Annotated in this window: 10 protein-coding genes; 5 read left to right on the top strand and 5 right to left on the bottom strand. The window is 70.1% G+C overall.

The features are described 5' to 3' along the window. Positions 1-63 precede the first annotated feature (63 nt). The 4 genes from tssH (at position 64) to K8638_RS26960 (ending at position 5,015) form a co-directional block, all read left to right on the top strand. Positions 64-2,724, top strand: coding sequence for a type VI secretion system ATPase TssH (gene tssH / locus K8638_RS26945; RefSeq protein ID WP_223757547.1), 2,661 nt, complete (start codon positions 64-66; stop codon positions 2,722-2,724). Positions 2,725-2,732: 8 nt separating this feature from the next. Then, entirely contained in the window at positions 2,733-3,839 is a 1,107-nt protein-coding gene (locus K8638_RS26950; RefSeq protein ID WP_223757504.1) for a hypothetical protein, read from the top strand. A gap of 161 nt (positions 3,840-4,000) precedes the next feature. Further along, the gene (locus K8638_RS26955; RefSeq protein ID WP_223757505.1) at positions 4,001-4,369 is read left to right on the top strand and encodes an HPF/RaiA family ribosome-associated protein; all 369 of its coding nucleotides are present in this window, start codon (positions 4,001-4,003) and stop codon (positions 4,367-4,369) included. Positions 4,370-4,493: 124 nt separating this feature from the next. Next, the gene (locus tag K8638_RS26960; RefSeq protein ID WP_370644118.1) at positions 4,494-5,015 is read left to right on the top strand and encodes a peroxiredoxin family protein; all 522 of its coding nucleotides are present in this window, start codon (positions 4,494-4,496) and stop codon (positions 5,013-5,015) included. Between the two features lie 53 nt (positions 5,016-5,068). Here the strand turns inward: K8638_RS26960 and K8638_RS26965 are convergent, their stop codons facing one another. From K8638_RS26965 to K8638_RS26980, 4 genes are read right to left on the bottom strand one after another with little or no spacing between them, the layout of a single operon-like run. Then, positions 5,069-6,136: a sulfate/molybdate ABC transporter ATP-binding protein gene (locus tag K8638_RS26965; protein ID WP_223757507.1), complete on the bottom strand. Its 1,068-nt coding sequence runs from the start codon at positions 6,134-6,136 to the stop codon at positions 5,069-5,071. Beyond that, entirely contained in the window at positions 6,133-6,981 is an 849-nt protein-coding gene (gene cysW, locus K8638_RS26970) for a sulfate ABC transporter permease subunit CysW (RefSeq protein ID WP_223757508.1), read from the bottom strand. The genes K8638_RS26965 and cysW overlap by 4 nt, the downstream gene beginning before the upstream one ends. A 6-nt stretch (positions 6,982-6,987) precedes the next feature. Next, positions 6,988-7,830, bottom strand: coding sequence for a sulfate ABC transporter permease subunit CysT (gene cysT / locus K8638_RS26975; protein WP_223757509.1), 843 nt, complete (start codon positions 7,828-7,830; stop codon positions 6,988-6,990). Between the two features lie 12 nt (positions 7,831-7,842). Continuing rightward, positions 7,843-8,874 carry a sulfate ABC transporter substrate-binding protein gene (locus K8638_RS26980; RefSeq protein ID WP_223757510.1) on the bottom strand — a complete coding sequence of 344 codons (1,032 nt, stop codon included), beginning with the start codon at positions 8,872-8,874 and terminating at the stop codon, positions 7,843-7,845. Between the two features lie 296 nt (positions 8,875-9,170). On the opposite strand from K8638_RS26980, the gene K8638_RS26985 reads away from it, so the two are divergent. Continuing rightward, complete coding sequence (locus tag K8638_RS26985) at positions 9,171-11,759, top strand: LamG domain-containing protein (protein WP_223757511.1); 2,589 nt, start codon at positions 9,171-9,173, stop codon at positions 11,757-11,759. Positions 11,760-11,884: 125 nt separating this feature from the next. On the opposite strand, the gene K8638_RS26990 is transcribed toward K8638_RS26985, so the two are convergent. Further along, positions 11,885-12,610: a hypothetical protein gene (locus K8638_RS26990; RefSeq protein WP_223757512.1), complete on the bottom strand. Its 726-nt coding sequence runs from the start codon at positions 12,608-12,610 to the stop codon at positions 11,885-11,887. Positions 12,611-12,733 lie beyond the last annotated feature (123 nt).

Here is a 12,733-nt window from a genome sequence, read left to right on the forward strand (position 1 = left end):
TGAGGGCCGGGGATTTACGGCGCTCGGGCTGCCCGGTATACCGTCCACCATCGCTGTTCTTTTCTGGGGGCTCCCATTCGCGTCGATCCGAAAGCGTTGGTCCGTCGTCTGACGCCCACCTCTACCCGTCTGCTCGAGGCCGCGGTGGCCCGGGCGAGCGCGGGACGGTTCTACGAAATCGTCCCGGAGCACCTGCTCGCGCAGATGCTGGAGGCCGAGGACTCCGACGTCGCGCGCATCCTCCAGCAGTTCGGGGTGGACCGCCGTCACCTGCTGTCCAGCATGGAGCGGGCCCTGCAGGGGCTGCGCGCCGGCAACGCGGGGCGGCCCGTCTTCTCCGAGACGCTCTTCCAGTGGTTCGAGGAGGCGTGGCTCCTGGCCTCCGTGGAGCAGGGCGCCACGCGGCTGCGCTCGGGCCTGCTGTTCGCCCAGTTCGTCAGCCGGCGCTCGCGCTACACCGCGGAGCTGTTCCCGGAGCTGGACGCCATCAGCCGGGACGAGCTCATGTCCTCGCTGGAGGTGGTGCTGCGGCCCTCTCCGGAGAACGTGGAGGTGGCCTCCGCCGACGCCGCGGCGAGCGGCGGTTCCGCGGGGGGCGCGGCCGGGGCTCCGGGGGGGCGCGGAGACGAGGCGCTCAAGCGCTTCGCCACGTCCTTCACGGGCCGCGTGCGCGAGGGGAAGATCGACCCCATCTTCGGCCGGCACCGTGAAATCCGGCAGATGGTGGACATCCTCTCCCGCCGCCGGAAGAACAACCCCATCCTGGTGGGCGAGCCGGGCGTGGGCAAGACGGCGCTCGTGGAGGGCCTGGCCTGGGCGATTGTCCGGGGCGAGGTGCCGGACGCGCTGAAGAACGTGGAGCTGCTGGGCCTGGATTTGGGCCTGCTCCAGGCGGGCGCGGGCGTGCGCGGCGAGTTCGAGAACCGGCTCAAGGCCGTCATCGCCGAGGTGAAGGCGTCACCCACGCCCATCATCCTGTTCATCGACGAGGCGCACACCATCATCGGCGCGGGCGGCTCGCAGGGCGGCACGGACGCGTCCAACCTGCTCAAGCCGGCGCTGGCGCGCGGCGAGCTGCGCACCCTCGCGGCCACGACGTGGGCCGAGTACAAGAAGTACTTCGAGAAGGACGCGGCGCTGGAGCGGCGCTTCCAGCCGGTGAAGGTGGAGGAGCCGAGCGTGGAGGACGCGGAGCTGATGCTGCGCGGCCTGCGGCCCACCTACGAGGCGGCGCACGGCGTCACCATCCGCGACGAGGCCGTGTCCGCGGCGGTGCGCCTGTCCAGCCGCTACATCTCCGGCCGGCAGCTCCCGGACAAGGCGGTGGACCTGCTCGACACGTCCGCGGCCCGCGTGAAGATTGAATTGTCCACGCGTCCCGAGGAGCTGGTGGCGCTGGACCAGGAGATTGCCGCGCTGGAGCGCGAGCGCGACGCGCGCAAGCGCGACCTGGCGGAGGGCACGGGCGGCAAGGAGGAAGAGGAGGCCCTGGCCGCGGCCGAGGAGAAGCTGCGCGCCACGCAGGACGAGCGGGCCACGCTGCACGCGCGCTGGGAGACGGAGCGCACGGCGGTGGCGGCGCTGATGGAGGCGCGCAAGGCGCTGCGCGAGGCGAAGCCGGACGCGGACACCGCGGCGCTGAAGGCGGCGGTGGACGAGGCGACGAAGAAGCTGGCCGAGGTGCGCGGCGAGGTGCCGCTGGTGCACGCGGACGTGGACGCGGACATCGTCGCGCGGGTGGTGGCGGGCTGGACGGGCGTGCCCGTCGGGAAGATGCGCAGCGACATGCTGGCCTCCGTGCTGAGCCTGGAGGACAAGCTGCGGACCCGCGTGCGCGGCCAGGAGTCCGGCCTCAAGAAGGTGGCCGAAATCATCCGCATCTCCCAGGCGGGCATCCGCAACCCGGAGACCCCCATTGGCGTGATGCTCTTCGTGGGGCCCAGCGGCGTGGGCAAGACGGAGACGGCGCTGGCGCTCGCGGACACGCTCTACGGCGGCGAGCGCTTCATGACCACGCTCAACATGAGCGAGTTCCAGGAGAAGCACACGGTGAGCCGGCTCATCGGCTCGCCGCCCGGCTACGTGGGCTACGGCGAGGGCGGCCTCTTGACGGAGGCGGTGCGGCAGCGGCCCTACTCGGTGGTGCTGCTGGACGAGTGCGAGAAGGCCGACCTGGAGGTGATGAACCTCTTCTACCAGGTCTTCGACAAGGGCTCGCTGACGGACGGCGAGGGCCGGCAGGTGGACTTCAAGAACACCGTCATCATCCTCACCAGCAACCTGGGCTCGGACCTGGTGATGCGGATGTACGAGGACGGCGCGCAGCCTGGCGCGGAGCAGGTGGTGGCGGCCATCCGCCCCGTGCTCAGCCAGCACTTCAAGCCGGCGCTGCTGGCGCGCATGACGATTGTGCCCTTCGGCCCGGTGCAGCGCGACGTGATGCGGCAGATTGCCGAGATGAAGCTGGAGAAGCTCGTGGGGCGGCTCAAGGCCGCGCACAACGTGGAGACGACGCTGGCGCCGGACCTGCTGGACGAGCTGGCGCGCCGGTGCACCGAGTCGGAGATGGGAGCGCGCAACATGGAGCAGATCCTCCAGGGCTCGCTGATGCCGGTGCTCTCCCGCGAGCTGTTGCAGCACCTGGTGGGCGGCGCGGTGCCCCCGAAGCTGCACGTGGCCCTGACCGCGGATGGCGACTGGGACCTCCAGTTCACCAACGCCTGAGAGAACCCATGAAACGAACGCTCCAGGTCTCCGCCGTGGCGCTGTCCCTGCTGGCCGGTTGCGCCAGCGTGCCCAAGCCGGCGATGTGCTTCGCCGAGGCGGGCGACAACGCGCGCTCCTTCCCCACGCCCGACACGTGGTTCGCCCTGCTCCTGCACGGCTACGACAAGGACACCGGCGCCGCCCCGCGGCCGGCGGTGGACTGCACGGGCGCGCCGGTCTGGTCCCAGGACCCCGCCGCCGACGAGTGCGTGGAGCCCGGCCCCGATGCGCTGCCCCTGCCGCCCCCGGAGAAGCTGGCCGAGGAGGACCTGGTGCTGGAGACGCTCACGGCCGGGAAGCGGCTGGTGTGGGTGATGACGCGGCGCTTCACCAACGGCGAGGCCCTGGGCCCGGTGGCGCTGGTGGAGACGACGGAGCAGGGCTTCCGCGTGGACGCGCTGGGCTCGCTGCGCGCCATGGCGAAGAACGCGAAGCTGCGGCTGGAGACGGTGCAGGACACCCAGGTGCTGGTGGCCGAGGGTGACGCCTGCATCACGGAAGGCGAGGAGGTGTGCCGCCGGCACGCGCGCATCATGCCGCTGCGCCGCAACCGCTTCTTCACCGAGTCCGTGTCCGACAAGGCCCGCGCGTGCCTGGGCGCCGCGTGGTTCCCGCTGTCGCGCGAGCTGACCTTCGAGCTGCCCAACGGGCTGCGCCGCAAGTTCGAGCTGACGTCCACCCTCACCTTCGAAGAGAAGGGCATCAGCGTGCAGGAGCAGGTGCAGGTGAGCGACTCGGACCCGCAGCAGCCGGACGTGGCGCCGCGCCTGTACCGCCGCGCGCAGGACGTGCGGACGCTGGTGCTGGCGGACAACGCCCTGGTGGGCCCCAAGGCGTCGCTCTGGTCCCGCATGGTGGAGCAGCAGGTGCGCATCGGCGCCCGCCCGGTGCCGGAGAAGCCCGTCCTCGCGCTGCCGGAGAAGAAGAAGCCGGCCCCCGAGGCCGACACGGCGACCGCCGCGGCCCCCGCGGCCCCCGCCGCCCCGGAAGCGCCGAAGGACGCCCCCAAGCCGGCCACGCCGGGCAAGACGTCCCAGAAGCCCGCCGCCACGGCCACCACCACCCCTCCGTAGTCGCGGCTCCGAAGTGGGGCACCCTCCCCCTTCGTCCCACCCGGCCCCCGTGAGCCTTCGGTTTTTCCGAAGCGCCCCGGGGGCTTTTCCTATTTGCGACAGACGCTCCGCATGGACAGAAAGGAGATAGGCCCAATGGGGGGCCAGAAGGAGCGTCCTGGATGCGTATCGAAATCCGAGCCCGTCACATCCCCCTCACCGAGACCCTTCGCACCCACTGCGAGCGCCGCGTGCGCTTCGCGCTGGACCGACTGTCGGACCGCGTGAAGGAAGTGGTGCTGCGCTTGGAGGACACCAACGGCCCGCGCGGCGGCGTGGACAAGGCCTGCAAGGTGACGCTGCGCCTGGAGCACGGGAAGGAGCTGACGCTGGAGTCGAAGGACACCAGCCTGGTCGCGGCGGTGGACAAGGCACTGGACCGGGCGGGGAACGCCGTCACCAAGGCGGTGGGGCGCGCCCAGCGGCTGGCCGGAGAGAGCGTCCGGAACGCCGCGGCCTGGGACTTCGAGGCCGAGCCGGCCCTGTCGTGACGTGACGTGGTGAGCCAGGGACGGCCGCCCTCTGGGGCGGTCGTCCCCGGTGTCGAGGTGAGGCCGGGTTCGCTGGCCTCCGGAGAGGACTGGAATGCAGGGCGGTGCCGGAGCGCTGGGACGGATGAGGGCCGCGTGGGAGCACGCTCGCCGCCGCTGGTGGGTGCGCTGGGGCGTGGACCTGGTGGTGCTGGCGGTGGTGGTCGCGGCCGTGGCGGCGTGGCAGGCGCGGCGCCTGCCGGGGGCCGGCACGCCCGCGCCGGACTTCACGCTGCGCACGCTGTCCGGTGAGACGGTGAGCCTGGAGTCCCTGCGCGGCAAGCCCGTGGTGCTGGCCTTCTGGGCGCCGTGGTGCGGCGTGTGCGGGATGGAGTCGTCCAACATCTCCCAGCTCCGGAGCCTCGCGGGCGGCTCCGCGCACGTGGTGTCCGTGGCGGTGGCCTACGACGACGAGGAGGCCGTGCGGCGCTTCGTCACGAAGCACGAGGTGGACTACCCGGTGCTGCTCGGGGACGACGGCGTCCAGAGTGCCTTCCGCGTGGACACCTTCCCCACCGTGTTCTTCCTGTCGCCGGAAGGACGCATCCAGCGAGCGGTGGTGGGCTACACCACGCTCGCCGGACTGTCATGGCGGCTGGTGCTGTAGCCCGCCTGGAGACGAATCAGCTCCACGTCATCCATGTAGACGACCGTGGCACCTCAGATGGCGTAGTCCCCGACGAAGACGGTGGCGGACCGCACGTCCGCGCGCACCGAGTCCCCCTCGGCCACGCCGAGCGTGTCGAACTCCGAGCGTGGCACCTCCACCGTGACCTCATCCCCGGTGGGCAGGCGCAGCAGCACCTTCACGTAGCCGCCCACGGGCTTGAGCCGCTCCACCCTCCCAGTGGGGGGATGCCCGTTCACCAGCCCGCCGGGAGACTTCGCCAGCTTGATGTCATGGGGGCGCACGAAGGCCTGCACCGTCTCCCCTTCCCGGGCCGCCGCCGCGACATCCACCGTGAGCGAGCCCATGGCCACCCTCCCCGCCTGGACTCGGCCGCGCACCACGCTGGCACCACCGATGAAGGAGGCGACGAACGGCGACGCGGGCCGGTTGTAGATGTCCTCCGGCGAGCCTGCCTGCGCCACCCGGCCCTCGCTCATGACGACGACGTGCTGGGAGATTTCCAGCGCCTCCTGCTGGTCATGCGTCACCAGCAGCGTGGTGAGCCCCGTCTGCTCGTGGAGCGAGTGGAGCCACTCCCGCAGCTCCTCGCGCACCCGCGTGTCGAGCGCGCCGAAGGGCTCGTCCAGCAGCAGCACCCGGGGCCGGATGGCCAGCGCGCGGGCAAAGGCCACGCGCTGCCGCTGCCCACCGGAGAGCTGCCCGGGGTAGCGGCCGCCCAGGGCTTCCAACTGCACCAGGCGCAGCATCTCGTCCACCCGGGCATCCGTCTCCGCGCGGGGGCGGCCCCGCACGTCCAGCCCGAAGGCGATGTTCTCCCGCACCGTCATATGCCGGAACAGGGCATAGCTCTGGAAGACGACGCCCACGCCTCGCTGCTGCACGGGCATGGACGTGCAGTCCACGCCGTCGATGAGGATGCGCCCCGCGTCCGGCACCTCCAGCCCCGCGATGAGACGCAGCAGGGTGGACTTGCCCGCCCCGGACGGGCCCAGCAGCGAGGTGATGGCCCCCCGGGGCGCCTGGAACGACACCTCCGACACGGCCGGAGTCCCGCCCGCGGTGAAGCGCCGGGTGACCTGCTCGACGATGATGCTCATGGCGCCACGCTCCTCCACTCCACGTATTTCTTGACCACCAGCGTGACGAGCGCGAGCAACGTCAGCAGCGAGGCCACGGCGAACGCGCCGACGAAGTCGTACTCGTTGTAGAGAATCTCCGCGTGCAGCGGCAGCGTCGTGGTGATGCCGCGCACGTGGCCCGAGACGACGGACACGGCGCCGAACTCGCCCATCGCCCGTGCGTTGCAGAGGATGACGCCGTAGAGCACGCCCCACTTCACCTTGGGCAGGGTGACGCGCCAGAACGTCCGCCACCCGCTCGCGCCCAGCGTCAGGGCCGCCTCCTCCTCGTCGCTGCCCTGGGCCTGCATCACCGGCAGCACCTCGCGCGCGACGAAGGGGAACGTCACGAAGACGGTGGCCAGCACGATGCCAGGCACGGCGAAGATGACCTGCAGGTCGTGCTCCGCCAGCCACGGCCCCAGCCACCCCTGCCGTCCGAAGAGCAGCACGAAGATGAGCCCCGCGATGACGGGGGACACGCTGAAGGGCAGGTCGATGAGGGTGATGAGCAGCGAGCGCCCCGGGAACCGGAACCGGGCGATGAGCCACGCCGCGGCCAGCCCGAACACGAGGTTGAGGGGCACGGCGATGACCGCCGCCGTCAGCGTCAGGCGCATGGCCGACAGCGCCTCTGGGGCGCTGATGGCCGCGACGTAGGCGGCCCAGCCCTTCTGGAAGGCAAACGTGAAGACCGCCACCAACGGGACGAGGAGGAACACGGCCAGGAAGAGCAGGGCCGCGCCAATGAGCGCCCAGCGGATGACCGCCGGCCCGCTGAGCGTCCGCGTGCGGCGGCGCAGGACGAGGGTGGACGGGTGCATGGCGCCTCAGTGTCCGGGCCGGGCTTCCAGCCGGCGGTGGCTCCAGCGGTGGAGCAGGTTGACGGCCAGCAGCAGCGAGAAGGACGCCGCCAGCATGACGACGGCGATGGCGGTGGCGCCCGCGTAGTCGTACTGCTCCAGCCGGGTGATGATGAGCAGCGGGACGATTTCGGTGCGCAGCGGCATGTTGCCGGAGATGAAGACGACGGAGCCGTACTCCCCCAGGGCCCGCGCGAAGGCCAGGGTGAAGCCGCTGAGCAGCGCCGGAAGGATGCTGGGGAAGAGGACGCGCGTGAACGTCTGCCACGGCGTGGCGCCGAGCGTCGCCGCGGCCTCCTCCACGTCCGCGTCGATGTCCTCCAGCACGGGCTGCACGGTGCGCACGACGAAGGGCAGCCCGATGAAGGTCAGCGCCACGGCCACGCCCACGGACGTGTAGGCCACCTCGAGGCCCAGCGCCTCCAGGTACCGGCCGTACCAGCCATTGGCGGAGAACAGCGTCGTCAGTGTCAGCCCCGCCACCGCCGTGGGCAGCGCGAAGGGCAGGTCCACCAGCGCCTCCACCAGGTCACGTCCGGGGAAGCGGTAGCGCACCAGCACCCAGGCCACCAGCAGCCCGAAGACGACGTTGACCAGCGCCGCGGCGAACGAGGCGCCGAAGGTGAGCTGGTACGCCGCGAGCGCGCGCGGCGCCGTCACCGTCTCCCAGAACTGCGCCCACGTCAGGGTGAAGGTGCGGAGAAAGAGCCCGGAGAGCGGGAGGAGGACGATGAGCCCCAGGTAGAACCAGGCGAAGCCCAGGGACAGCCGGAAGCCCGGCAGCACGCGGCGTCGGGAGGACACGGCCATGACGGCGCTCCCTCAGCGGGCACGGGGGACGTAGATGCGGTCGAAGACGCCCCCTTCATCGAAGTGCGCGGCCTGGGCCTTCTTCCAGCCGCCGAAGACGTCGGTGATGGTGAAGAGGCTCACGCTGGGGAAGCGCGAGGCGTGCTTCGCGGCCACGGCCTGGGAGCGGGGCCGGTAGTGGTGCTTCGCCGCCAGCTCCTGTCCCTCGTCGGAATAGAGGAACTGGAGATAGGCCTCCGCAGCGGCGCGGGTGCCCCGCTTGTCCACGTTCTTGTCGACGACGGTGACGGGGGGCTCGGCGAGGATGCTCACCGACGGGACGACGATTTCGAACCTGTCCTTGCCCACCTCCTGCGTGAGCAGGAAGGCCTCGTTCTCCCAGGCGATGAGCACGTCACCGAGGCCGCGCTCGGCGAAGGTGGTGGTGGAGCCGCGCGCGCCGGAGTCCAGCACGGGGACGTTGCGGAAGAGCTGCTCCACGAAGGCCTGGGCAGTGGCCTCGCTGCCGCCCGGCTTGCGGAGCGCGTACCCCCATGCGGCCAGGTAGTTCCACCGCGCGCCGCCGGACGTCTTCGGGTTGGGGGTGATGACGGTGACGCCCTCCTTCACCAGGTCCTCCCAGTCCTTGATGCCCTTGGGGTTGCCCTTGCGCACCACGAAGACGATGGTGGACGTGTACGGCGCGCTGTTGTCCGGCAGCCGTGTGTGCCAGTCGGCCGGGATGAGCTGGGCCTTGTCGTGGAGCATGTCCACGTCGTACGCGAGCGCCAGCGTGACGACGTCCGCATCCAGCCCGTCGATGACGGCCCGCGCCTGCTTGCCGGAGCCGCCGTGCGACTGCTTGATGGTGACCTTCTGGCCGCGCTTCGCCTCCCAGTGCTTCGAGAAGGCGGCGTTGACGTCCGAGAACAGCTCGCGCGTGGGGTCGTAGGAGACGTTGAGCAGGGTGACGGCGGAGCTGTTCGCGGACGCGTCGCCACCACCCGGCTTGGAGCAGGCGGCGAGTGACAGCAGGAGCACGGGAACCCAGGAGCGAACTTCCATACGTGACCTCATGCGGTGAAACGGGGGTCGCGATGGGATGGGCCGGGTTCGGGTCCTGAAACTCGAAAGCCCACTCCCTCGCGGGCAGTGGGCTTTTTCGGACCGGCTCGACCAGGGCTCTCAGGCCACTGGCGGACAGGCGCCCACCGCGGATGCGTCACAGCAGCAACAAGCGGTGGTGGGCGAGACGGTCATGAGTGAAGGCACGATGCCCGCCACGGGAAGCGTTGTCAACGGAGGCCCCGGGCTGGGCCTGGGAATACGTGCATAATCGGATTTTCACGAAGGGAGCCATTGTGACCCGAAGCCTCCGACCCCCGCTGTTCCTGCTCGCCGTTCCGCTGCTCGTCCTCGCCCTCCCCTCTCCGGCAGCCGCCGCGGCGGGGCGCCCGTCCCTGGTGAACAGCCGCATCCGCACGCCCTTCGGAGCGAATGGCCACTCGTCGACGATTGATGGGCGCATCTTCGTGGGCAACATCCGGGAGGACCACGCGACCACGACCACGACGTGGATTGCGCGCGTCTTCCGGCCCGAGGCGATGACGTATGACGCCCAGGGCCGGCCCGACTTCGCGAATGCCTTCTCGCCCGGGCGCACCGTGGACGTGAGGAACGGGGAGAATGCGCTGGCCTTCTGCTTCACCAATCCGGCGCAGCCCTACTCGCTCGCCAACGGGCTCGCCATCTACCAGCCGTACCTCTTCGACTCGCGGATGTTCAACGGCGACAACGTGTTCCGCCGCCGCCCCGTGGACATCCGCGTGTCGCTGCCCTTCACGGCCCAGGCGGACGTCTCGTCCTTCACCACCGGCAACCTGGAGACGCTGACCACCACCAGCGGCGCGGTCATCCGGGGCATCGAGCCGACGATGACCTCCGACGGCCGGCTCCTCATCTTCCAGGGCGGCCCGGCGAACAACGGCACCATCGACCACCTGATGTACTCGTACAACCCCACGCCGTGCGCGGCGTCGGGCTGGAGCAACCCTCGGCCCCTGTCGATGATGTCCAACGACACGAACGCGGGCGTGAAGCGCTACCCGCTCTCGTGGCAGCCGCTGAAGGCCGCCACGGGTGAGGCCTTCGGCACCACCACCTCGGGCGCGCTCGTGCGTGGCGCCTATGCCTGGGTGGACCACGAGGGGCGCAACGTCGTCTACACCGCCGTCGTCTTCACCGACGGCGCGCGCCGCGAGGCGGTGAGCCTGATCGGCGCGGACACGAACTGGACCGCGTACCACATCGACGGGGCCATCAACACGGACCGCAGCGACATCGCGCACCTCTTCTACTCGGGGCCCATGTGGAACCTGGAGCAGGAGCGCGCGCCCTCGCAGAACTTCCCGCCGGGCTCCAGCAATGAGACGCGCTACCTGCCCGTCACCAAGACGCACGACGTGCTCGCGCTCTTCGGCAGCAACACGGCGGACTACAGCGAGGTGGACGTCGGGGACCTGATGAATCCCTTTCACCTGCTCTTCCTGCCCATGAACGAAATGGTGACGCGAGCGGGGGCGTACGACCTGACCCGCACGCCGGACCTGTCCGGCTGCTTCTACACGGGCACGCTCACGGGCACGGCGCAGATCTCCCCGGGCAACGCGGTGACGGTGCCGGCCTCGGGCTCGGTCTGGGAGCCGCAGGGCAAGGGCAAGGCCCTGCTCGTTCCCGGTGGAGGCGCCGTCACGGTGAACCTCACGGACGCCAACAGCACGGTGCCCGGCGTCGGGGCCTCTGTGCGCGGCTTCACCGTGCAGCTCGCCATCCGCCCTGACGCGAACATCAACCAGGGCTGCACGGGGAATCCCTACCGGTACCTCCTGCAGAAGGTGAACGGCCTGGACCTCATCTACGAGGCGGACAACACGGTGCAGATGTCCTTCCAGCTCAACGGCCAGCGGGTGCGCCTGGGGCGGAGCCCCGCCCTGCCCGTGGGTCAGTGGAGCCACATCGCCTATACGTGGGACGGCGTCACCGGGCAGTTCAACGAGTACATCAACGGCGTGTCCACGGGGCGTGCCCTGCCCGTCGTCACCGGCTCCTTCCGGCTGGGCACGGGAACGCTGTCCATCGGCGCGGGCGTGACGATGAACACGCAGACGTGCCCCGCCACGGGGGAAGGCTCGTTCCGCGGCGCCATCGACGAGGTCCGCCTCTTCTCGCACGCGCGCTCCAATCGCAGCGTGTGCATGTCGACGTACGGCGCGGACTGTAAGGACGAGGCCATCCAGGTGACTCCGTCGGGTGGCCAGTTCGGGATGAGCCAGCAGCACCCGGGCTGCAATGGCTACGCGGCCCTGGGCACGCAGGCCTGCGCATCCTCCATGCACCGGGTCTGCGCGCAGCGTGGGGCGCATGACGCGCTGGCCAACAGCACCAACGTGTACGAGACGATTCAGCAGCTCATTGGCAACCGGCCGCCCATCTCGCTCCTGGGAGTTCCGGCCGCCGCAACGACCACGGACGTGAGCGTGGCGTGCGCGCCCATCCAGCACCAGAGCCTCGCTGTCACCTTCGAGGAGCTGGCGCGCAAGCACGAAGGGTGCAGGGACGACCGCGTCGCGCAGAGCCTGGACTGCGGCGCGGCCGTGCACCGCTGGTGCAACAGCCTGGGCTGGACGACGGGCCAGCTCTTCGAGGTGACGACCCGGCCGTGGGTGGGCTGCTTCAACTCGGGGCTCATCCAGGATGTCCCCAAGGACCAGCTCGGGCCCGCGTCCAACGCGGGGAACTTCACCTCCGCGGACTCCAAGCTGGAGGTGAGCCGGTGGTGCCAGGCCCGTGGCTACGGGGCCGGTGTCATCCAGGAGCTGGCGTACGGCGTCACCGCGCACATCCACTGCTTCCAGCCGGCGGTGACGGTGCCCTGGAAGTTCACTCCGTGAGGGGCGCGGGCGGCGGAGGTGACAGCACCTCCAGCCGCCTGCGGCACTCCTCCGCCGGGGCTTCGGGCTCGAACGTGGTGCGAGAGGTAGTAGTCCCTCTCGAGTCGCATTCGATTGTTGCGGCGCTATGCCAGCACGACGTTCTGAAGCGCGAAGGTGAACGGACGCGCCGACGGACCCGCCCCACCCCCTGACATGACGATGTCCGCGCTCTGGATGCCCAGGAGCGAGATCTCCGTGTTGACGTCGGTCATGATGGCCGAGTCGACGACCTGTCCCGCCTCGACCTGGGAGACCACGCCGATGAAGATGGAGGGCCGGAAGCTGAAGACCGCCTTCTGACCCGGGGCGATGTCCGTCTTGCGAGCCGCGGGAAGCCCATCCCGCAGGACCGTGACATGGATGGCCCCCTGCTGCAGGTAGTTGCCGATCTGGATCTCCTCCGTGTTGGCGGCGGACCGGGAGGACAGCCGAAGCTCCGTGCCGCACGAACCCATGACCACCTCCGCCATCTGCCCATTCGCGAGGTCGAGCGGCTGACTCGTGTTGCCCCAGGAGTCCGTCACCTGGACCTGGACCTGGGACGAGTAGGTGAAGGAGTTCGACCAGCCGGGTGACAGGTTCTGGATGACGCGCCAGGCGACGGCCAGCTCATCGAAGCCCGTCGCGACGTTCTTCTGGAAGAGGACGATCTGCTGATTCCCTCCGTTGGACTCGTTCACCAGCCTGAGGTGGATGGCCTTCGCGGTGCTCTCAGCCGTGGTGGTGTCAGCGGTGGGCTTCGGGGACGTATCCGCCTCGGCACTCAGCTCGGAAGCCGGGTTCTCGACCTTCAGCGCGGTGACTTCCATGGGGATTCCTCCGGAAAAATCCGGGCCCTCCCCTTGCAGTCACCGGGCCAGGGGAGGCCCACCGGTCCGCACGGAGGAAGGACCCACGCGAAGGACGCATGAACGCGTCCCACGGAAACGCGA

The sequence above is a fragment of the Myxococcus sp. RHSTA-1-4 genome, from assembly GCF_020037125.1.
Classification (GTDB): domain Bacteria; phylum Myxococcota; class Myxococcia; order Myxococcales; family Myxococcaceae; genus Myxococcus.